Source organism: Paenibacillus sp. BT-177 (genome assembly GCF_025846815.2).
GTDB classification, from domain to species: Bacteria; Bacillota; Bacilli; order Paenibacillales; family Paenibacillaceae; genus Paenibacillus; species Paenibacillus polymyxa_C.
In genome coordinates, this window is the sequence record NZ_JAOYTP010000001.1 from 1206886 (window position 1) to 1230314 (window position 23429).

Sequence of the window (23429 nt, forward strand, 5' to 3'; positions counted from 1 at the left end):
AAAAAGGGAAGCGCCCTACTCTTACGGTTAACGAACCGTAAGAGTAGGGCGCTTCCCTTTTTTTATCCAATATTCCGCACGTAGGGCGGCTTTAAACCATCGAAGTGAGCGGCAACGCTTGGTAGCCTGTACTTCCAGACCGCGCCTAATAACATACGGCAGTAGTGAAATCCCTGCATTTTCGATCCGAATCCGTTCGGTTCGATCTGCAAATAATCTGCCTGGCACATCCGGTGGAGGTGATCCTTTTTGGCAATAATACAGCGTGGCGGCCAAGCTATAAATATCCGATACAGGCCCCTGCCGCGAACGGTTAGAGTAAAATTCCAGCGGAGAATAGCCTGCCGTGGTGAAGATCGGATGCTCCTTGCCTTCAAAATGCACAGCAGAGCCAAAATCAATCAGCTTGATGTTGCCATGTTCCCCAATCATAATATTGCCTGGCTTAATGTCCCGATGAATAATTCCTTTGTTGTGAATATACTCCAAGGCATCAATTAAAGGCAGCAACGTTTGGTACAGAAAAGCAGGATCAGACGTTGGCACAGCCTCTTCTTGCATCATTCGATCCAGCGTTTTGCCTGCACAGTATTCCATGACCAGATAAGCAGTTCCATTTTCCTCAAAATGATCTATATAACCGACAATTCCCGGATGACTTAACTCCTTTAACATTTGCCCTTCACGCAAAAAATAATGCATAAATTCCACGTATTTGTATTGCATCGTAGCGCTACAAGTGACCGTTTTTCGATCTGTCCCCCGTAAAGCCAGTGCATTCGGAAAAAATTCCTTCACAATGACCTTTTCTCGGTTATCCAACAGCCTTGCCGTATACACGATGGCCAGCTCACTGCGGGACAAGGCGCTTCGAATTTGATATGTATTTCGCAGCTTCGTATTGCGGGCAAGCAGATTCCCGCTTGTATCCACGATCATGACTCGTCCTCCTGTCAGGTTCTTAGCTTATGTCTTTTGTATATATCGGCTTATTACACATCTTTTTATTATAGCGTAAAATAGGTTATTGGAAAAACAAATAACCTGCCATAATCTCCCTTAGAGAAATGATGACAGGTCTTTTGGCATTCATCTGGTCCTATTTTCTCAAATCGTTTAACCTAATTTTGTACCTGGCTTCATGCTGCGTACACCGTTGGCATTTTTCTTCCGTTCACTGCGCAGTTTGCCTTTACCTTGTTCTGGGGTGCGAATGGTGAGGGCAATCAGGAACGATACGACGCACAGCACAGCAATTGTGGTAAAGGTTGGGATAAATCCGCCGAGCAAGGCAGCGATAAATGACCCCGCCAGCGCACCAAGGCCAAAGCCCTGATACACAATACCATAGTTTTTGCTTTGGTTCTTCAGACCGAAGAAATCAGCTACGATGGCAGGAAAGACTGTAATATTGCCGCCGAAGCAAAAAGCGATTCCTGCTACACAGGCAAAGAACAAACCAAAATTCAGGGGTATCACACTCAGTACTGTAACTGCAATTGCTGTTGTTAAAAGTGCACCTGCCACCACTTTCAGACGACCCACCTTATCGGATAGCGCACCTAATATAATCCGACCCGCCGTGTTAAAAATAGCGACCATAGCGACCGCATTAGCCGCTGTTGCTACATCCAAACCAGCCATCCGTACGCCGATATCTTTGACCACTCCGATCAAGTAGAGACCACTCATACAAGCGGTAAAGAACATGACGAACAGTAGGTATGCCTGCTTGGTGCGCAGCATTTCTTTAACGGTGTAGTCCCGCTGTACAGCCCCATTTTGTACCGAAGGCTTATTCATGACTACTGCTTCTTTCACCAGGAAAGAACCCCCGACGATCATGATCAGCACGATCATTCCCCAATACAGAAATGCCTGTGATACGCCAACAGACTGAATCAGCGAACCGTTGATATACTTGAATATCAGACTGCCTGTTCCGTAGGCCCCAACTGAAATACCGGAAATAAGTCCTTTTTTCTCAGGAAACCATTTAATCAGATTCGACAGTGATGTAATATATGCCGTTCCATCCGCAAAACCTACGACAATACCCGCCAAAATGTACAGTAAGGATAACGAAGTTACCTGTGAACTGAGCATGAGCCCTGCCCCTAACACGACACCTGCACACAAAATCAGACGACGTAGTCCCCATTTATCCTGTAGCTTGCCTGCAAATAACGTAGCAAACGCCAGTGCAAAACTGGTAATTGAAAATGTAATAGCGACCGAACTGAGGTTCCAGCCAAAGCGGTCCACCAATGGTTGATTAAATAAACTCCATGTGTAAATGGTACCTAAGCCCATCTGGACAATAATCGTTCCAAGTACGACCAGCAGGCGATTTCCGCTGTTTGATTTCATATTGATCTCCTCTTTTCATTCCGGCTCTACAGCATCCATTTGTTATGATGATAACCGTGAATCCAGTACGCTTTGCGTCTGTGAAAGAGCAAGTCTGTAAGGATCCTGTCTACACGGTTATTATAACCCTGCATGTCAGCCAAAAATCGTTTGAGGAATGAAATGCACATATAGCGGAATGAAATGCCTTTAAAGTCGCATAATTTGCCGGAATTCCTTGGCCTTACTGCGACTCACCGGAATTTCTGCTTCTAGTCCACGCAAGCGCAGGAGATACGTATGATTGAACCAAGGTACAATCTCACGGATCTGCGACAGATTCACCGTGTACGATCGGTGACAACGGAAAAAGTCCTGCTGCGGCAGCCGGGCATGAAATTCCGAAATGCTCATCGGCATCGTATATTCTTCGTGCCTTGTAAAGACACGAGTTACCTTTTCCTGCGCACACGCATAGTAAATATCGTTCGCATCCGTTACGATAATTTTGTCATTTTTCAGCAGATTAATACGTCCCGGAGCAGCAACGGTACTGGTTTCAACAGCTCGGGGTTGCCCAGCCTGAACAGGCTCCTGTATTTGAGCGTTTCGCTGCTCATAAGCATTTTCGAGCTTATGTAGCATGGATGCGATCCGTTTTTCATCATATGGCTTGAGAATGTAGTCGAACGCCTCCAGTTCAAAAGCCTGCGCCGCATGTTCTTTATAGGCGGTCGTAAAAATAATATAGGGCTTTTTAGCAAATTTGCTAATGTTCTGTGCCAACAGCATCCCGTCCAATGAAGGAATGTTAATGTCCAGAAAGATCGCATCCGTTTCCTGATCTTGCAGAAACCGGAACACATCCAGCCCATCCTCAAAACTATCGGTCACCTCAATGCTGCTATGAGTCTGAATAAGATACTCCAGCTCTTCACGCGCTGGAAGTTCGTCTTCTACAATTATGGCCTTCATGACTTCTCCTTTGGTATGTCAAAATAAACTTCGGTGCCTGGATCATGTTTAAGAATAATTACTCCTTCACCGTACATAAGCTTGAGTCTTCTGTGCACATTGTACAAGCCGATCTGTTTAGCTGGAACTTGATCATGATATAGGTTATCCACAACATCGTCCCGTATACCCACCCCGGTATCAGCCACAGAAATACGCACTTTTTCGCCATGATCCTTTACAGAAATGGTTACTGTACCTGGTCCCTTTTTCTTGAGGATTCCATGATTAATTGCATTCTCAACCAGGGGTTGGATAATTAGGCTCGGAATACGCACTGACACCTCATCCATTACATACTCCACCTGAAGCCGATTGCCGAAGCGCGCTTTTTCAATTTCTACGTAATCCGACACCTGCTGAAGCTCCTTGTGAATTTCGATCAAATCATCATTCAACTCCAAATTGTAACGCAGATAGCCTGACAAATTGATGATCAGTTCTCGCGCCTTATCCGGTTTGGTGCGCGTCGTTGAGGCAATGGCGTTCAATGCGTTGAATAGAAAATGAGGATTGATCTTCGTCTGGAGTGCCTTTAACTCGGCCTTATTCGCCGCTTCCTTAATTTGCTCCACACGCGACACTTCCATTAACGTGGAAATGATCTGAGACAAGCCAATCGCCATCGTCTGCAGCGGATACGTGATTTTATAAGCTTTTCGGTAGTAAATCTTCAGAGTTCCGGTTACTTCTCCCCGCTCCTCTAACGGGATAATGAGCAGAGACTGGATTTGGGGCGTTTTGTCGTCAGCGATATGGTTGCGGATCGTGATTTTACCGCTACGGATCGTCGATTTAGTCACATCGCTAATGATTTCATCCCCGATATGATAGCGTTCTTCGCCAAAACCGACGTAAGCCAGCACATCTCTGGTATCCGTAATCGCCACCGCATCTGCCTTGATGTCTTCTTTTATAATTGAGCAAATCGTATGCAAGGATTCCGCATTAATGGAACGAAAATAAGGCAACGTTTTGTTGGCAATATCCAATGCCAGCTTGGCCTGTCTGGCCGCGATATTCTCCTTTTCCCCCTCCACACTCTGGATTAATAGAACGATTAAACCAATACTGACTTCCCCGATAATCATCGGTAGACCGATCTTGGAAACGATGTCCACACCAAGACCATGAGGTTGTGCCATTACCAGAATGAGCAGCATCGTCAACGCTTCACAGACCATACCTGCGGCGATACCGACCAGCCATCTCTTAGAACGAATGACCCGACGACCGATATATCCTGACACCACACCTGCCAGAATACTTGTAATCAGACACGGAATCGAGGTGATTCCCCCGATATCAATCAGATAACGATGAATCCCCGATACAATACCTGTAATGATCCCAACCCAGGGTCCAAACAAAATTCCGCCCGCCATAATTGCGATGATCCGAACGTTAACCAGCGAGCCTTCGACTTCAATCCCGGTGTAGGTACCAAACAGTGCAAACATACAGAAAATCAATGTTAGTAACGTCAGCTCTGCCGGAGAATGACTGTTCTTCTGCAAGGTTTCCTTAAACCGGGGGATACGTGTAATAAAAAACAAACAAATCAGCAACAATGCCGCGCGCTCAAATAGCTGCATCAGCATTTCCAACAAGGCGTTCACATGCGTTCCTCCCAAATAAAAACGGATATGCCTACCACTACTCACATATTTCAATCCTCACCCTGCCATTACGGGCACGAATGAGCGCCTTTCCGCCAATCGGATATGTAAACTGCGGCGTGGTGTGGCCAAAATCGGCATCTGCAATCACCGGTATAGAGGCCAATTCTCTTTTCGAGCGAATGATTTGCCGCAGCAATTCTTCTGTCATATGCGATGCCTTCTGAAATCGTCCTATGATGACTCCTTTAACTTGATCAAATCCAGGCTGGTGCAACAATGATTGCAAATCCCGGTCAAATGTAGCGGGAGAGCTTTCGTAATCATCCTCAACAAACACTATGGTTCCTTTTAGACTTGGCATGTATGGGGTTCCCTGTAACAAATTCAGGGTACACAAGTTTCCACCCACAATCGTACCCTCTGCTTCTCCTTCATGAATCGCATATGGACCCGCATTATGGTGAAAGCTTCTTTTATCCTGATCCAGATACCAAGTATCGTCACTCCACTCCGATGAAGATTGGATTTGAATGCTGCCCTCTTCCAACATTAACCTTTGAAAATAAGTCATCGTATACTCATTTCCTCGCAACATGGCGAACGTCAAAAAATGAGGTCCTGCATACGTGATAAGCCCCGTCTTAGCATAAATCGCATGGCTTAACGCCGTTATATCCGAATAACCACATAATCGTTTAGGATGAGCGCTGATCAGATCATAATCCAGATGGGCAAGGAGCTGATTGGCATTATAGCCCCCAATTGAGGTCAGGATGCCCTTTACCTTCGGATCGACAAAAGCTTCGTGCAAGTCAGCTACTCTAGACTCTATCGAAGAAGATGCAAAATCATCGTTTTCCAGCACATGCTGTGAAAAGCTCACTTTAAACCCAAGCGCCTCCAGCCTACGCTGGGCAATCAGGCGATTTTCCTCAGAAACAATAGACAAGCTTCTGGATGGCGAAAGAATGCGTATCTCGTCTCCAGCTTTTAATTTAGGTGCTTGCTTTCCCATCATCATAGCCACTCCCCCTTGTTACAAAGCATTTAAACTGCCACAAATTATACCATCAACTTCCATCTAATTATAGCTTCTAAAACTTCCCACTTCATTTCCCTTCTTCTTAAACACAGTAAAAAACCGGGGATACCGCTTGTTAGCGATAAGCCCCGGATCTCTAGTCCGCTGATGAAGCTTTTCGGTTATTTACTTTTGCTGATTTTGCTAGAACTGCCGCCCTCATTCTGATCATGCACCAGCTCTTTCAACTGAATAATCAATGCCTCCAGCTCACTAAATCCCGCCACCATATTGGAGGTTATATTTTGTTGCTCCTCTACTCCAGCCAAGATTTGTTCTGACGCTGCACTCGCTTGTTCTGTCACACTGGAAAATTCCATCATCTCTTGAACAACCTGAGACGAAAATTGCTGCATACTATTCGTACTGGACTCTACCTCCACGGCCTGCACCAATACTTTATTGGCATTTTGCAAGATATCCTCCAGTACAATTTCGGTCGAATGTGCCGACTCCATACTTTGTTGTAATCTTTCCTGTCCCATGTCAAATTGGCTTACAACAGAATCCATCTGAGTTCTCAGCTGCTCTAAAATACCTTCCATCGCCACTGAGGTGTTTCCAACCATTTCAGCCAAATTACGCACTTCTCCAGCCACAATCGCAAATCCTTTCCCATGCTCTCCCGCTCTGGCAGCCTCAATGGATGCATTCAAGGACAGCAAATTGGTTTGCTTTGAGATTTGAGTAATATCTTTAAGCATGGAAGACATATTGTCACTCTGCACTTTAAACTCATCTAATTCTTCTTTGGTACGACTCATCACCCGACCCAAATCCTTAATTTGAGATGTTAGTGCAAGTAGTTGACTGCTCCCTCTACCCCCGGCATTTTTCGTATCTTCGGAGAGCTGCTTCAGTTCTCGGGAATGATCGGCAACCTCGCGCACGTGCTGATCAGACTGAGCCAAGTTATCCGTGACCTCAGTGATATTCGAAGCTTGCATTTCTACGCCTTTAGCAACCTCCTGAAACCCGATAGCGACTTCATTCGTCACGTTGCCTGTAGCATCCACTTGATTCCTGAATCGTTCTGTAAAGCTATGCAATCCAGCTACAGCTTGTCTAACTTGCTCAAACAAGAATTCAATCCGTTGCCTTGTGGCCTCCATATCTTTATTTTGCTCTTCCGTTTTCTGAAACTGCTTTTGATTTAACACCGATACCACTAACAGTAGCAAACCAATCAGTAAAACAATGATAAACTCATGCACATAACGCAAAGAACCGGTAGCCTGGGGAGTTGCGGGCGTACCGATCGTAATTTGTACAAAAATATTACACAGATTTAAGGTCATGGTTACCAGAAAATATCGGTAAGATGGGTAGAGCAACAACAATGAGCAGATAAAGATCGAAACTACTACATCCACGCTAGACAAGTTCACAAATATACATATTAATGCACTATAAAATGTAATAATCCAAGGAATAAGACGGATTCCTTTCTTTTTCATATTCAGAATTGTCAAAACTGCCGCGACTACAAATCCTACACCACTAGATACCCACATCGAGGGATTAGATACTGCCGGGATGATGCTGCTCAAAGTCATAATCCAAAAAATAATGATCACCAATTTGTTTCTTTGCCACAACAATTCATTCGTTCTGTCCATGATTGCGTACGCGCTCCTTAGATATATATTAGGTATTTATAAAATAAAAATGTAAATGCCATACTATATATATCGTCATATCAGAACGCGTATTGAATGATGGTCATCCTTTAAAGAGAAAAACCGCCCCCCTAACAGGGGACGGTTTTTAGCTCACGGTTTGATCATCTTCTTTAATCAGCCAACGTTCAATGTCTGCTGACTTCATTAAGATTCCTTGTTTTCGGAAGCCTCTTCAGCGCCTTCAGTCGCCGCTGCATCACCTTCCACAGCAGCATTTTCTACTTCGACTGCACGCGGCACGATCACGGATGCCAGCAGCTCCTCTTCAGAGACATGCAGCGTCACACCTTTAGGAAGCTTTAAGTCGCTTGCGCTCAGCTTGTCGCCAATATCCAGTGCGGATACATCCACTTCAATTGTGGACGGCAAGTCAGAAGGTAAACCTTCAACTTCGACTTCTGTTTCTTGAACTTGCAGGATACCGCCTGTTTTTGTACCTACAGGGGTTCCCTGATAATCAATTGAAACACGCACGCGAAGCGGTTTGTTTTTGGAAATTTTCAAAAAGTCGGCATGCAACCATTGGTTGTCACGCTGTTGATAATCTTTAATAATGACTGGAATCGTTTCTCCGCCTTCTACTGTGAGGTTAAAAACCTCTGAACGTCCGGTTCTGACTACTCTATTAAATTCCTTGGCATCGACATGTACAGGGGTTCCCTCGATCTCAGAGCCGTAAACCACAGCTGGAATCCGTCCTTTTAACCTCAATCCACGAATGGCCGAACCCTTCTTCTCTGTTCTCGGCTGGGCGGTTAGTTGAATACTTCCTCCATTAGAACTCATGATATACAACCTCCTTCAGGTTACCTTACAAATGATTTTCCTCCAAGAATCTTGCTTGTTTACCAGTTGTACTACAGAATATAAGCCAGCAAGCTGGCAAAACTAAACAAGTCCATAATTCTATTTTACCCCTTTTTTCTGAAACTGACGCACATTTGTATAAAAAAATAGCATTTCTCGAAATGATCGAAAAATACTATTTCTCGTGTATATATGGCAACCAGGCATACAAGTCTATCCGGCCCGGTTATCGTTAACCAGTAATAAATATTCCTCTCTGCCACTATGAATCAATACCTGCATCACAGACTGGGTCAGATCTACATCAATATATCGATCTGCCTCCACATCCTTGGCATCCCAGTGATTCAGGCGGACAATGTAGCCAATTCGCTGTACATCAGGAGCCACCCGAATGCGGGCTATTGCCCGGCCGTCATCTAAATCTTGAAATTCAACATGTCCGTCACGGTACCCAGTGCCCCATACCCACACATTCCAGCCAGAGTATTGCCGATCTGCACGCTCGTAGATCAATTCAATTGTGCGGAATGGAATAACCTCTCTATCGTTTCCTAGCTGGGCATCTGTCATTGCTGTACCTGCAATCTCTTGATTTGTCCGCTCATCCAAGCCTTTCGTTTTGTTATCCACTTGCTCGTTAGCTTGATGATCATGCTCTGTCAAAAAGGAGGCTTGGGGAGGTCCATCCTGATCGTACAACACCATCATCGACCAGCGCGATACCGTCACACGATGACCTACCACTTCATACCGTGTCTCAATCCCGGCCCCGTGTGCATCCACGACTACATGCCATCGATCCGATTCCGCAGGCAATAATATGGTCTGTTCTGTATCCGAACCGTTATAAATCACCACAATATGATTCCAGGCATCGCCGTTAGCATGATGCCTCAAGGCAAAAGCGACCACATGCCCATTGCTTTGTAGGACTTCCATATGCTGCTCCACCAGCTCACGCTGATCCATACGGAATGCCGGGTGACTGCGTCGCAAAGCAATTAAGCCCTGGTAGTAATCAAACACAGGTCGAAACCTCGCCTTGTTATTCCAACGGATGGCGTTCACCACATCAGAGCTTCGGTAGCTGTTATGGTCTCCATATTTGGAACGCAGCAGTTCATCCCCTGCATGGATAAAAGGAATGCCTTGCGATGTCAGAACCATTCCGTTAGCTAACAGGGACTTACGTACAGTTTCGTTTTCAAGTAGGTTACTTTCATCCATCTCCTGATACGGGTCTGCTTCGGCTACGGCTTGTTCGGCTGTCCTTCCATCTTTGGGGTTCCCCTGCTCCCATTGCGGAAAACGACAATGCTCCCGCAAATGTCTCACCGTCAAAATTTTATCCCACAAATTGAGATTATCGTGGGCCGTTACATAATTGACGGTCTCTGATGGCTGAGCTGTGAAATCATAAATAGCTCCAAAAGCGCCTTGAAGTACCCGTTCCTCCTGATTTTCCGCCCCCGTAGCAAACCCGCTTCCTGTACCGTCGCTATCTCCCTTAATGGCAGAACGGTAATTGTCGTTAAAAACGGCAAAACCCTTACCCCGCTGCGTTCCTTTTAATGTAAGCAAAGGCTGGGGGGACTCTCCTCCTGTCCAAGGCTCACCATAGATAAGCAGATCGGGACGTATCTCAGAGCGAAGTTCTCGGGTAAGCTGCTCTACAGTCGGTGTATCAATCAACGCCATCAAATCAAACCGGAAGCCATCTATGTGATATTCCTCTGCCCAATAGCGTAGTGAATCCTTGATATACTTGCGCACCATCGGACGTTCGGTTGCCACCTCATTACCTACACCTGATCCATTGGTGAGCTTCCCTTGCTCATCTGTACGGTAATAATATCCTGGTACAACTGGCTCAAACGGACCCTTTTCCACCGAATACGTATGATTGTACACGACGTCCATAATGACACCGATGCCGGCCGCATGCAGAGACTGTACCAGCAATTTCAACTCGCGTATACGCGCCTCCGGATCAGCTGGATTGGAAGAGTAGGACCCCTCCGGCACATTATAGTGCTGCGGATCATAGCCCCAGTTATATTCAGTTCCTAATTCCGAAAAGTCATTCACCGTATGAAAGTCAGCCACGGGAAGCAAATGAACATGTGTAATGCCCAGCTCCAGCAAATGATCCAGCCCTACACTGTTACCCTCGGCATCCGTTAATCCCGTATACGTAAAGGCTGCAAACCGCCCCTGAGCAGTAGATAAATCTTTTATACCCGTATTAAAATGGGGGTCCATCGAAAAATCACGCACATGAAGCTCATAGATAATGGCATCTGTCGCACGCTCAAGTACAGGCCCCTCATCCCGTTCCCATCCATCCGGGTTGGTTCGATCCAAATCAATGATAGCCGTACGTTGCCCGTTGGCTGATACCGCTCTGGCATATGGATCGGCAGCATAATGAATGGTGTGGTCCACCCACTCCAGCCTGTACATGTAATAATATCTGTTCCAGTCGCCTTCCAGTTCGATAGACCATACACCTTGATCATCACGGCTCATTAGAAATTCCTGACCACCGCCGTGCTCCTGAACGATTCCTTCCTGATCGTACACCCCTGCGTCGGTATACAACGCTATATGAACCTGCTGTGCAGTCGGTGCCCATACCTTAAATTTGCTGCCCGCAGGCGTATAAGTAAGACCCAAATCATAGCCTTCATATATGGGATATGCTGTGTGCCCAAGCCCCTTGAGCTGATTGAAATCAGACATTCCTGTTCACCACCCATTTTTATACATCGGCTTATAGCCTCTGTTCATCCATCATTTATGATGTTTATGACTTGTCAATATACCTCAGGATTTGCAAAATCCTCACCTCATAGGCTATCAAAATAAGACAAGCTTGAAAAGCTGGATGAATTAAATAAGGATGACACTCTCATTTCAACACGCACACTCCATTTTATGACAAAACGATGAACAGGCTACAGCTTTCGCCTCCAAAGCATCACATTTATTTTCTAGCTTTTATCACTTATAGACTAGACTGAAAAAAGCATGCTAAACCATGTACCATTTTCAGGAGAGTCGGCGGTTATCCATTTGAAAAATTTCGTCAGCCATTCGCATGGTAGAGCTTCGATGCGATACAAGGATAATTGTTTTATCTTGCTGCTGTTCTTTTAACGATTTTAAAATAATCGCTTCGTTCAAACTGTCCAAATTGCTAGTTGGTTCGTCCAGCAGTAAGAGGGGCGCATCATGAACAAAGGCTCTGGCCAGTCCCAAGCGCTGACGTTCTCCACCAGACAGCCTGTCCCCCAGCTCTCCAACTCGGCTGTCATATCCTTGAGGCAATGTCATAATAAAATCGTGCACTGATGCCTTACGGGCTGCTTCTACAACCTGTTGATGTGTAGCATCAGGCTTTCCAATTTTAATATTAGCTGCAATGGAATCGTCAAACAGGAATGTATGCTGATCAACGTAGCTTCGCAAGCTTCTCAAATGTCGGGCCTCAATGTCCTTCAAATCATGGTCAGATAGCAAAATCCCACCTTGCTGCGGGTCCCTGAATCGCATCAGCAACTTCAACAACGTTGACTTGCCGGAGCCGCTTTTACCCTGAATACCTATAATTCGCTTGAGCGGTATCGTGAGACTTACGTCCTTCAGCACCGTTTGACCATCGTATGCAAAAGTCACCTTGTCTATCTGCGCTCCAGTAAAGCCAACAGTCATACCATCCATATTTTCTTCTACCTCCGGGGTCTCCTCCAGCAGACTCAGCACTCGTTCCCCGCTTGCCAGCGTTTGAAGCAAATTGTTGGACAAATTGCTCAGCGCGACCACCGGACCAAATGAACTAAACAGGGCGATGACTGAAATCAGCATACTTGTAAAATCCATCTGCCCCTTAGACATGCCATACAATCCAACTAGTAGCATCAAGAATGAAAATCCGACTACAGCCGCATCTGTGACCGCTCTTGTGATACCTTCGTGATGCTTCAATTCCTTCTGCTTGGCATCCAACTGATCCGTACGACGGTTAATTTCATTTAATCGTTGTTCCCCTTGCCCATATTGAACAATTTCCTTCATCCCGCGTAAACTGTCCAAAAAATAACTACTCAGCTGGCCGAAGCTGCTCCGGTATTCCATCCCTTGGCGCTTGCCCATACGTGACGTAAGCAGAGGAATGAATAAACCGACGGTTATGTAAGCAAGCGCAGCGATCCCGCCTAGTAAAGGCTCATAAGAGCCTATAAAAAACACCATAAGCAGTGAAGTGATAATGCCGATCATAACAGGCGCTATCGTATGCGCATAAAATACTTCCAGCAGTTCAATATCACTTGTAATCAGCGAAATCAGATTCCCTTTGTCCTTGCCTTCAAGCTTGGCTGGAGCCAATCTGCGCAAGGCTTGAAGCACCTTGTCACGCAGCACGGCCAGCAGCTTGAAGGCGAGATAATGACCGCTCATTTGCTCGCCATAACGAAATACACCGCGTAATACAGCACATAGCACGATGGCAGTCAGCAAAAATGTCATGCTGTAGCCTGTCCTGATGCCCGTTGCTGTCAGTAGGGCAAGGGCCCCACACACAATAATGCCAATAGCACATACAAAACCAAGCACTCCTGTAACAATCGTTATGAGCAGCACAGGTAAAAGAGGCCCTGCCAAGACCAACAATTGACCCATAATCCGTAAACCGTGTCTACGCATATACAGCACCTCCTTTCACAAACTGTTCCATCCTATGCTGACTGAGATACATCTCCGCATAATGTCCCTGCTGGCTCAACAGCTCCTGATGCGTTCCGGATTCTGCCACCAAACCATTTTGCAGCACATAAATGCAGTCAGATTGGATCACGTTTTCCAGTCTGTGAGAGATGAGAATCACTGTTTTTTGACCTGCCAGTGCATGTATGACCTCCATGATGCCTTCCTCACTCTCAACGTCAATGTTAGAGGTAGCCTCATCAAAAATATACACATGACTATCGTGCAGCAACGCTCTGGCCAGTGCTAGCCGTTGGCGCTGTCCTCCTGACAGATTCGCTCCCTGCTCCTCTATCTCTGCTTCCAGTCCCCCTTCGGAGAGAATAAAATCATACAGCTTCACTTGCCGCAACGCTTCCAGCATTTGTTGCTCATCCGCGTGCTCATTGCCCATTCTCAAATTTGCTTCGACGGTGCCTTTAAAAATATAGCTGTTAAAACCGATCCAGGTCATATGACGCATGCGGCTTTCTTCCGAAATGGAGGTCAGTTCGATTCCTCCGATCGTCAGGCTTCCTTGATAACCCTCATGATGTCCAACGATCAATCCGGCTACCGTACTTTTACCTGAACCTGATTCTCCAACAATGGAAACAAAGCTGCCTTGAGGGATATTCATGGATATATTTCGTAAGGTATCTCTTTCATCGTAAGCAAAATTTACCCGTTCCAGTTGAATGTCTGTGGCTTGTATGCTTTGCTGTCCTTGTATAAAATCCTCTGTACTCAACATTTGAAATATTTTGTCGCTTGCTGCCATTCCGTTCATGGCGATATGAAAGTAGGAACCGAGCAGACGCAGCGGAATGAAAAACTCTGCCGACAGCAAAACAATGATGAGCGCTCCCGCCAAGCCAATATGACCTGAAGAATATTCGCTTACCGCGACCAGCACACCTGCGGCGGCACCACCAAATGCGATAAGATCCATGACAGCCACGGAGTTTAACTGCATAGTCAGGACTTTCATCGTCATTTTGCGAAAATCCTCAGCCGCTGTGTTCATCTCCTGATGTTTATCCTGGTCTGCCCCGTAAATTTTGAGCGTGGTCAGACCTTGTACATTTTCCAAAAAACTGTGGCCCAGATTGACATAGCTGCCCCAATATTTTCGAAACAGCTTTTTAGCCATCCTCATAATGACAATAATGGACACTGGAATTAAGGGAACACAGATTAATAGAATAATAGCCGCTTTGAAGCTGACAAAAGAGAGGGTGATGAACAATGTTACAGGCGCAAGCAGACTATAGAATAGCTGAGGCATATATCTTCCAAAATAGGTCTCAAGCTGCTCCACCCCTTCTACAGCAACCTGAATAACCCCCGAAGTGGAAGTATGATCTGTATAAGAGGGTCCCAGCTTTAGCAGCTTGCCGTAAATCTGTGAGCGCAGCGTTTTTTTAGCATTGATTGAAGCACGATAGGACAACATACTGGCTGCATAATTACTCAGGAAGCGAACTGCAATGGCAGCCATAACAATGACCGTCATAGATAGAATCAGCTTGCGACTCACTTGTCCCTCCCATGCTTGCTGTATCCCAAAGGTCATAGACAAAACAGCGGCTATACTCCCTAAAAGACCGATCCACTGTACAAGCACACCCAAGATGATATATTTTCGAGAATGCTCCACCAGGCCTAACAGACGACTGTCGACCATTTTAGATCTTTTTTTTGGAGTAGGAACGGCTTCAGTTGAAGTCGGAGTTTCCACCTCAGCTTCTCTCACAGTTCCGACTCGGAATATAAAGTAATAATATTTAAAAAGGATGACCAAGACGATGAGCGTTTTGCCCCATATATTAGGGGTAAAGATAAAGCCTGTAATCAGCATAGCTGACGCTAAGCCCAATGACGTAATTTTTGTAGACAATTTCAACGACCTGGTTTGAACAAAACTTTCCAGATATTTATGATACAGAGACGTATTGGAAAACCACCGATGAATCCTTTCAGACCCCCGCATAAAGAAAAAGGTTGCCAGCAGCAGAAACGGTGTAGTCGGCAGCAACGGCACCACTACGCCAATAACGCCAAGTGCCAAAAATAAAAACCCTAAGGTAATATAAATCGGTTTCACTATAATCCCCCTAATATATATACTGTTAATGATATTTTATAGATAATGATAATCATTATCAATATATATAATTTAGTCAGGTTGTTATGTGATGTAAATCACGCATATAAAAATCCTCTTGAAGCTCAACTCTACAGAACACTTTTGTGCTCATGTAGATGTTTGGTCTTCAAGAGGATGATTGAAATAAGTGCGTGTTATTGCGTTGTTTTATGAACTTATAATATCATATTGCTCCAATACCTGCCGATGTAACGGGTCATCTGCAGGTATGGACGTATAACGTGTCAGCGCTACACTCACCCCTTGGCTGCGAATCACCTGCTGAAGTTCAACCGCTTCGGGATCTTCCGTAATATCAAATTTACAGGCAGCAGCCATTCCTAACGCCAGATGATCGGTCGGGATACCATACTCCTGCGCTTGCAGCGCGGGACGTACAAGACGGTCATTGGGAGACAGCTTGCGAAGCGGTGAACGTCCGACCCGAGTAACCTCGTCTGTCAGATTAGGATTGCGGAAGCGATCCAGAATCTTAGAGATGTACTTCTTATGCTCCCCTTGATTCAAGCCGAATCGCTTTACAAGCACCGCTCCTGTTTCCTCCAGCGCCCCTTGGATTGAATCTACCACCTTGGTATCCTTCATGGCCTCCTGGATCGTGGCATAACCTGCGGTATAACCAATATAGGCCGCCACGCAATGCCCCGTATTCACCGTAAACAACTTGCGTTCAATGTAAGGCTCCAGATCCTGCACGTAAAGAATGCCTTCGATTTCTTCATGGTCAGCTGCCATCTGCGAGCGATCCACCACCCACTCGTAAAAAGGCTCTACCTGCACATGCAATGGATCCTCATGATGCTGGATCGGCACAATCCGGTCTACAGCAGCATTGGGGAAATATACTGAAGCCTCTGCCTTGGCACGAGTCGCCTCATCGAGTAGCGCAAAAACATGCTCTTTCAGTTGGGCGCTGCCTCCAATTGCATTTTCGCAAGCAATCACATGCAGCGGGCCTGCTCCACGCTCTACCCGCCGTGCTATCCCCTCGGCAATACCTGCTGCAATATGCCTGAGGATGCTAACCCCGACTGCGGTCGTTACCAGATCAGCATGGCTTACTGCATCCGCTACAGCGGATGCATCTCTGCCGTCAATCGCGGTTACATTCGTTACTGTCTCCGTATCCTTCGTATCATTCGCCAATTCAACAGTATATTGCTTGCGGCGTCGTAACTCAGATACAAGTGTCTCGTTGACATCTGAAAAAACAACCTCATAGCCTGCACGCGACAGAATCAGCCCAATAAAGCCGCGACCGATATTTCCTGCTCCAAAGTGGACGGCTCTCATAGCTCCAGCTCACTTTCGAACAGATCTATAATTTCCTGTGGGATCACCGCGTTGCGAAGTTTGTCCATGTTTTCTTCCTCCGCACATACCACAGCGATACTTGTCAAAATCTCCATATGATCGCCGCCTTGGGCTGCAATGCCGATCACCATGTATGCTTTTTCTTCCCCGAAATCTACGCCTTGCGGGAACTGAACGATGGAGATGCCAGTGGATTGAACAAGTGTCTTAGATTCCTTGGTACCATGTGGAATAGCCAGCCCGTTCCCGATATAGGTGGATACAATCTCCTCGCGTTCAAGCATCTTGTCAATGTACTCAGTTGTAATATGTCCTGCATCCAGCAGGATTTGTCCTGCCATACGAATCGCCTCATATTTGTCTTTGGCGGTTGCGTTCATTTTTATTTTGTCTATCGTCATAATACTCACGGTAGGTTCCTCCCTGTCCCTAATTTACTGTGAAAAAATTCAGCCAGCTCAGTCGATATATAATTGGCAATCTGATCTCTGCTACCGTGTTCCAGTAGTGTAATCATGTCTTCCTGCAGCAGTAATGCACTAATCTCGCTCAATACCTCCAAGCTTTCTTTCGGTAACTCACGAGGTCCCAACATCAGCAGAACGCATTCTACTTGTTCGTCTACATCCGCCAACAGCGGCTCAGCCAGCCTATACAAGGTCAGCGAAGGCTGGCGAATATAGGGACTGCGTGTATGAATTAAAGCAACGGAGGTATCAGCAATCACCTGACTACCTTGGCGCTCTCTTTCCATAAGTTGTTCAGCAACAACAGAAGGCTCTGTGACATTTCCCCGCCCTGCCTCCAATATGCATATAGCCTCTATGGTAGCTGGCATATCCATCCCTTGATTTTCCAGTGGATACACTTGAAATTGCTGTACAATGTGCACAATCTCCTCAAGACTTTTCCGTAGACCAGTAAGCCACTCCATGCCCTGGCCGGGCAGAACAGCCTGTTCCTGACGATGATCACTGAGTTGATTGAGTGTAATATGCTGAATGAAATGACGCAGGCGCTCACTCTCCTCTTGCGTCAGCAGCGGGCTGATTTTGAGATACCGATCCGGCTCAAGCGGCAGCTCCACTGTCGAAATGATCAGATCATAATCCTCCTTGGGAATCCGCGTTGCCTCGTACCATGAGGCCCTATCCACGATTTTGATCTGTGGCAGCTCCTTGGCCAGTCTTGTTGCCAGAAGTCTGGAGGACCCAATTCCGCTCGTGCAGACTACGATTGCTCGAACCTCCCGCTGCAATTGTCGCAGCCGCTCCAACGAAGCGCCAAAATGCATGACCAGAAATCCGATCTCTTCATCTGGTACTTCCATTTCTGTCATATCCGCCGCAGCCTTTTTGACCGAGTCGAACAAGCTGCCGTAATCCTTGCGGATTTGCTGAAGGAGAGGGTTGCGGATCGCTCTCCCTTCCCTCAAACGTTTGAATACTGGAGCCATATGGGCAATTAGCCCTTCACGCAGGACACGATCCTCTGCTAATGGTGTGCCTGTCTCTGCCTCTACACGACGAATCAACTCATGAACCGACTCCAGCAGTACAAGATCATCCAGTGGCAGCAAGCGGGTGGAATGATCCTCAGCATCACGGAACAGCAACCCGAAATAACATCGTTCCGGTTCTGGAAATTCAATATCCAGCGCCGCTGACAACTCTGCGCATATGCGCTCCACCATAGCTGTGCGCAGCATGATATTATCCTCTGAATCTGTTTTCGAATACGAGAGACGATGATCCACAACGTACCCAAGGCGCAGACGTGCCAGAGAAACGCAAATTTGAATCAGCAGTTCCATATATTTGCTTTCCACCATGTTTTTCAGCCATTGATCATGAGGCTGCCAGAGGGCATTCTCCACGGTTAGCAGGTTCTCTCTGCCAATCATCTCCAGCAATTTTTCTGTGACACGTGTTACGGGACGAAGCTCCTCTCCGGAAAACAGATCCGATTCATCCAAATATTCGAGAGCAAGCTCAGAAATCGCCCGTCTTTTGTCTATCTCCCGTCCTGTAATCTCGACACCGTATCCCCGTCTGCGCACAAGCATGAGCCCTCGATCTTCGATCCAGCCTTGTAATTCGTCCAGATCATGACTGACCGTAGTTACTGTGACTTTCAAATCCGATGCTAGCGCCAGCAGCTTGATCGGCTCCTGTGTATCCAGCAGCATGCACAGAACTACAATTTTTCTCTCCTCAGCCGAGTATTCGTCTGACTTCGTATGCAGCAATTGCTCCCGCAGACTTGCAAGCTGAATCGGGTCGGCATCCACAAAAATACCGATCCCTGATTTTTTCTCCAGCTTTACCTCATGAGCCGCCAACCAACATTCAACTGCGCCAAGTTCCCGATGAACCGTCCTTGTGCTGACATTGATCTTCTCAGCAATTTCCCCGGCCGTAACCTCTTGGGGCTGCTCCAAAAGATACTCTACGATGTCAGATTGTCGTTTCGTAATATTCATAAGCGCATACCGTTCCTTCCCAAGCTCTCATCCCTTCCAGCAGGAAATACAAACTGTATACAGCCGGCCTGACTTTATGGGGATTAAGAATCGGATTTCAGCCGTTCAACCAGCGCTTCGTATTCAGGGCTCTTCAGGAAATTGTCAATGGAAATGTGCTCAGCATTCGGGGCTACCGTTTTAGCCCGGTCTGTCAACGTTTTTTGTGTAATGACAATATCCGCATCCTGTGGAATTTCACTGATTGCCGTATTCGTTACCGTAACGCCCACGCCCGCCTGTTTCATTTTTTTGCGCAAAATTGAGGCTCCCATGGCGCTTGAACCCATACCTGCATCACAGGAAAAGACAATTTTATTCACCTCGGATTTATCCTTAAGCGTTCGATCTGCGGCAATCTCGGCAGCACGATCGGATGCGCGGTTATCTTCCATTACAGTGGCGTTAGCACTTGCACCCTTGCTTTGATTTTTCATATCTTTCAGACGGGATGCAGCTTCCTCCAGCCCCTCTTCCTTTTGCTTACCAGTTTTGAGTAATACTGCGGCAACCGCAAAGGATACGACCGCAGCTGCGATTACTCCGCTCAGCATCGGCAAATATCCGCCTTTGGGTGTCATCAGGAAGTAAGCAATGATACTGCCTGGTGAAGGAGCAGCAACCAGTCCGGCACCTGTCAACATAAAACAGAAGGTTCCCACAACACCCCCTGCTATAGCAGCGAGAATCAGAATCGGCTTCATCAAAATATAAGGGAAATAAATTTCATGAATCCCGCCGAAAAAATGAATAATGACTGCACCAGGAGCAGACGACTTCGCAGAGCCTTTACCGAACAGGCAATAGGCCAGCAAAATACCGAGTCCCGGGCCAGGATTGGATTCAAGCATGAACAAAACGGATTTTCCTGTTCTTGCAGCTTCCTCCAGCGCAATCGGACTCAATACTCCATGATTCAGTGCGTTGTTGAGAAATAATACTTTTCCGGGCTCAATAATGAGATTGACAAGCGGTAGTAGCCCTGCGTTCACGAGGAACTGTACCCCTGTCGACAACACTTGACTGATGGTTTGCACGACCGGGCCGATCGCCACATGCGCTAGTAGTGCTAGAATGGCACCGATAATCCCAGCCGAGAAATTATTGACCAGCATTTCAAAACCTGATTTGACTTTGCCCTCAATGGCCTTATCGAACTTCTTCAATATCCATGCAGCCAGCGGACCAGCTACCATCGCACCCAGGAACATCGGGATATCGGCCCCCACAATGACACCCATCGTCATAATGGCACCGATCACACCTCCACGCTGTCCGTGAATCATTGTGCCTCCCGTGTAACCGATCAACAGCGGCAGCAAATAATTTTTCATCGGGTCAACCAGTTGTGCAAACCCCTCATTCGGGAACCACCCGGTCGGAATAAAAAGTGCTGTAATTAATCCCCACGCAATAAAGGCTCCCATATTGGGCATAACCATACCGCTGAGAAAACGGCCAAAACGCTGTACGGCGACACGAGCGCCACCGCTTGAACTGGACTTTGTGTCCACTGTGCTCATATTCATATCCTCCTTGTGAGTAACTAGCATCACTACCTTTTCTTAAAATTCATACTAAATGACAGCGCTCTCTTCATCAACGAAATGAAAACGTACTTTCGTCATGAACGTTGATGACAACATTTAAATTTAAAATAACGGACAACGTATTATACCTGCATAATTCTTCTTAATATGACCGATAACAATAGAAATTAGTCGAAAAAACAGTGCTGTAAATCTGCACCTTATATAGAGGAGCTCACCTCTAAATCTAATAAATTGACGTAATTACGTCTTCTAAAAGACAACAAAAAAATAGCCGCCATGTCAGATCATAGCGACTATTTTATACACAAAACGAGCGGACTAACGATGCTTTTATTCAATTCAATATCCATATAAAAATTTAGAATAAAGCGCTAATATTCCATCTTATATTGCTCATTATTGTTCATCCGAAATCAACTGCTCGTACTGATCCGCAGACAGCAGCTTGCTCAGAGCTTTCTCGACATCATTGCCCATCTCTACTTCGATCATCCAACCCTCTTCATAGGGTGATTCATTCACCAGCTCAGGTGTACTTTCCAGAGCTTCATTTACTTTCAAAACGGTTCCCGTCACCGGAGCAAAAAGATCGGATACGGTCTTCACCGATTCAATTGTACCAATCTCCGTCCCCTGTCCAATCGTTGTTCCCGCCCCAGGTAATTCCACAAAAACAATATCACCCAATTGATGCTGTGCAAAGTCTGTAATGCCGATCCGCAACGTCCCATCCACTGTGCGCTGAACCCACTCATGTTCGTCTGTATACCAAAGTTGCTGTTTCACTTCACTCATCCTGCTTCGCCTCACTTCCACATGAATAAAATGCTTTTGATCACCTGTATTAGACAAGTTAAGATTATGACAACAAGAACATCCATGTCAATAATACTAACAAAAATACTCCATACCAACTAATATAGCGCAGTCTATAAAAAATGATAACTTGTAACAAACGCTTACATATCCTTATTTATACAATAAATGTTTTTCATATTGTTTTATATGACATTTTTATTGACATTTTGAATGGATTTGCGTATTAATGGGTTATAGTAATTGCTTTTGAAAATACCTCGACAACTGCAAACGCGGATGAACGCGGAGGGAGAGACTACCAAAAATATTCGCATCGCTGTTGTCGTTTGTGAGACAGTTGGGCACGCGAATCGGATCAAGTTGTTATCTGCAAAACCGGGTAACATACCGTTGATCCAAAAGGTAGCGCCGAAGGAGTAAACTTGCATTGCAGGTGAATCTCTCAGGCAAAAGGACCTCTGCCGGACGCATCTCTGGAGAGCATCCGTGAAAAGAGCGGATCACCCAAGGGGAAACCTGGTTCACACCGGGGTAACTTTCTGGTATCAAGGACAGAGCTGAAAGAAGAGTATGGACTGCCGTCTATACGTTTCTTTTAGCCTGTCTTTTTTGTTTAGCCGATTACACTGGATAGGAGTGGAAAAATGTCTAATTTGCGAAGAACACCACTATATTCGTCCTACGGGACGCAGCCCGGGGTTCGTTGTATTGACTTTGGCGGGTGGGAACTCCCCGTTCAGTTTAGCGGCATTCAAAAGGAGCATGAGGCCGTCCGACAACGTGCAGGTTTATTCGATGTATCGCATATGGGCGAGTTCTTGGTTGAAGGCAAAGAAGCTGAGGCTTTTTTGCAACAGGTAACCACAAATGATGTCAGCCATTTGGAACCGGGCCAAGCACAATATTCACTCCTGTGTTACCCCGATGGAGGCGTAGTGGATGACTTGCTTGTATATTGCAAAGGACCAGAGCGCTACATGCTCGTTGTGAATGCCTCCAACATCGACAAAGATTGGGATTGGCTCATACGCCACGTACCAGCATCGGTTCATCTGGAGAATGTGTCTGATGCGATAGCATTGCTGGCATTACAAGGACCGGAAGCAGCACGTATTACCGCAGCCGTGACAGATACAGATATTACGAATCTGGCATCTTTCCGATTCCATGAGAACGTGCAATTGTTCGGAGCAAAAGCACTTGTCTCGCGAACTGGATATACCGGCGAAGACGGTTTTGAATTTTATATCTCTGCTGAGGAAGCACCCGCCGTGTGGGATGGTTTGCTTCGTTGCGGTGAATCGTATGGACTGATTCCCGCTGGACTTGGTGCTCGCGATACGCTGCGCTTCGAGGCACGGCTACCGTTGTACGGACAGGAGTTATCTGCCACAATTTCACCGCTTGAGGCTGGTTTAGGTTTCTTCGTCAAGTTGAACAAAGGAGATTTTATCGGCAGGGAAGCACTGCAACGTCAAAAAGAACAAGGAATTCCTCGCAAGTTGATCGGGCTGGAAATGATTGACCGCGGTATCCCGCGCGCTCATTATCCGGTGTTCGCTGAAGGTCAACACATCGGTGAGGTCACAACGGGTACTCAATCGCCCACCTTGAAGCGTAATCTGGGGCTGGCCCTGGTGGACAGTCGTTTTAGCACCCTATCGACACCGCTGGAGGTCGAAATTCGTGGTAAACGCCTGCGTGCGGAAGTGGTCCCAGCCCCCTTTTATAAACGGCTACGCTGATCT

General features: G+C 46.3%; 16 protein-coding genes and 2 riboswitches. Of the genes, 1 reads left to right on the top strand and 15 read right to left on the bottom strand.

What is annotated here, in order from left to right; genetic code table 11:
- Window positions 1-27: 27 nt before the first annotated feature.
- The 15 genes from OIU26_RS05550 to gcvH all read right to left on the bottom strand — a co-directional run bounded on the left by OIU26_RS05550 (window position 28) and on the right by gcvH (window position 21657).
- Window positions 28-939 carry a serine/threonine protein kinase gene (locus OIU26_RS05550; RefSeq protein ID WP_013372556.1) on the bottom strand — a complete coding sequence of 304 codons (912 nt, stop codon included), beginning with the start codon at window positions 937-939 and terminating at the stop codon, window positions 28-30.
- Between the two features lie 177 nt (window positions 940-1116).
- Entirely contained in the window at window positions 1117-2370 is a 1254-nt protein-coding gene (locus OIU26_RS05555; RefSeq protein ID WP_040103093.1) for an L-lactate MFS transporter, read from the bottom strand.
- Between the two features lie 189 nt (window positions 2371-2559).
- Window positions 2560-3324, bottom strand: a complete 765-nt coding sequence (locus tag OIU26_RS05560; RefSeq protein ID WP_264216186.1) for a LytR/AlgR family response regulator transcription factor — start codon at window positions 3322-3324, stop codon at window positions 2560-2562.
- On the bottom strand, window positions 3321-4982 hold the full coding sequence (locus tag OIU26_RS05565) for a sensor histidine kinase (RefSeq protein WP_264216271.1): 1662 nt from the start codon (window positions 4980-4982) through the stop codon (window positions 3321-3323). The genes OIU26_RS05560 and OIU26_RS05565 overlap by 4 nt, the downstream gene beginning before the upstream one ends.
- Before the next feature lie 37 nt (window positions 4983-5019).
- Window positions 5020-6006 carry a S66 family peptidase gene (locus OIU26_RS05570; RefSeq protein ID WP_264216187.1) on the bottom strand — a complete coding sequence of 329 codons (987 nt, stop codon included), beginning with the start codon at window positions 6004-6006 and terminating at the stop codon, window positions 5020-5022.
- 182 nt (window positions 6007-6188) lie between these two features.
- Window positions 6189-7685: a methyl-accepting chemotaxis protein gene (locus tag OIU26_RS05575; protein ID WP_264216188.1), complete on the bottom strand. Its 1497-nt coding sequence runs from the start codon at window positions 7683-7685 to the stop codon at window positions 6189-6191.
- Window positions 7686-7892: 207 nt separating this feature from the next.
- On the bottom strand, window positions 7893-8534 hold the full coding sequence (locus tag OIU26_RS05580; RefSeq protein ID WP_264216189.1) for a 50S ribosomal protein L25: 642 nt from the start codon (window positions 8532-8534) through the stop codon (window positions 7893-7895).
- A 234-nt stretch (window positions 8535-8768) separates the two neighbouring features.
- Window positions 8769-11300 (bottom strand): type I pullulanase, encoded by a 2532-nt coding sequence (pulA, locus tag OIU26_RS05585; RefSeq protein ID WP_264216190.1) that lies wholly within the window; start codon window positions 11298-11300, stop codon window positions 8769-8771.
- A gap of 309 nt (window positions 11301-11609) precedes the next feature.
- Window positions 11610-13265, bottom strand: coding sequence for an ABC transporter ATP-binding protein (locus OIU26_RS05590; protein ID WP_264216191.1), 1656 nt, complete (start codon window positions 13263-13265; stop codon window positions 11610-11612).
- A complete protein-coding gene (locus tag OIU26_RS05595; RefSeq protein WP_264216192.1) occupies window positions 13258-15411 on the bottom strand; it encodes a DUF454 family protein in 2154 nt (717 codons plus the stop codon). Before OIU26_RS05595 ends, OIU26_RS05590 begins: the two co-directional genes overlap by 8 nt.
- A gap of 210 nt (window positions 15412-15621) precedes the next feature.
- Window positions 15622-16767: a mannitol-1-phosphate 5-dehydrogenase gene (locus OIU26_RS05600; protein WP_264216193.1), complete on the bottom strand. Its 1146-nt coding sequence runs from the start codon at window positions 16765-16767 to the stop codon at window positions 15622-15624.
- Window positions 16764-17198, bottom strand: coding sequence for a PTS sugar transporter subunit IIA (locus OIU26_RS05605; protein WP_013372570.1), 435 nt, complete (start codon window positions 17196-17198; stop codon window positions 16764-16766). Before OIU26_RS05605 ends, OIU26_RS05600 begins: the two co-directional genes overlap by 4 nt.
- Window positions 17195-19270, bottom strand: coding sequence for a BglG family transcription antiterminator (locus OIU26_RS05610; RefSeq protein WP_264216194.1), 2076 nt, complete (start codon window positions 19268-19270; stop codon window positions 17195-17197). The genes OIU26_RS05605 and OIU26_RS05610 overlap by 4 nt, the downstream gene beginning before the upstream one ends.
- A gap of 83 nt (window positions 19271-19353) precedes the next feature.
- The gene (locus tag OIU26_RS05615; protein WP_264216195.1) at window positions 19354-20832 is read right to left on the bottom strand and encodes a PTS mannitol transporter subunit IICB; all 1479 of its coding nucleotides are present in this window, start codon (window positions 20830-20832) and stop codon (window positions 19354-19356) included.
- Between the two features lie 426 nt (window positions 20833-21258).
- Window positions 21259-21657, bottom strand: a complete 399-nt coding sequence (gene gcvH, locus OIU26_RS05620; protein WP_264216196.1) for a glycine cleavage system protein GcvH — start codon at window positions 21655-21657, stop codon at window positions 21259-21261.
- A 392-nt stretch (window positions 21658-22049) separates the two neighbouring features.
- A riboswitch (glycine riboswitch) is annotated at window positions 22050-22149 on the top strand.
- A riboswitch (glycine riboswitch) is annotated at window positions 22150-22246 on the top strand.
- A gap of 79 nt (window positions 22247-22325) precedes the next feature.
- Between gcvH and gcvT the strand changes: the two genes are divergently transcribed.
- Complete coding sequence (gcvT, locus tag OIU26_RS05625) at window positions 22326-23426, top strand: glycine cleavage system aminomethyltransferase GcvT (protein WP_264216197.1); 1101 nt, start codon at window positions 22326-22328, stop codon at window positions 23424-23426.
- The last annotated feature ends 3 nt before the right edge of the window (window positions 23427-23429 follow it).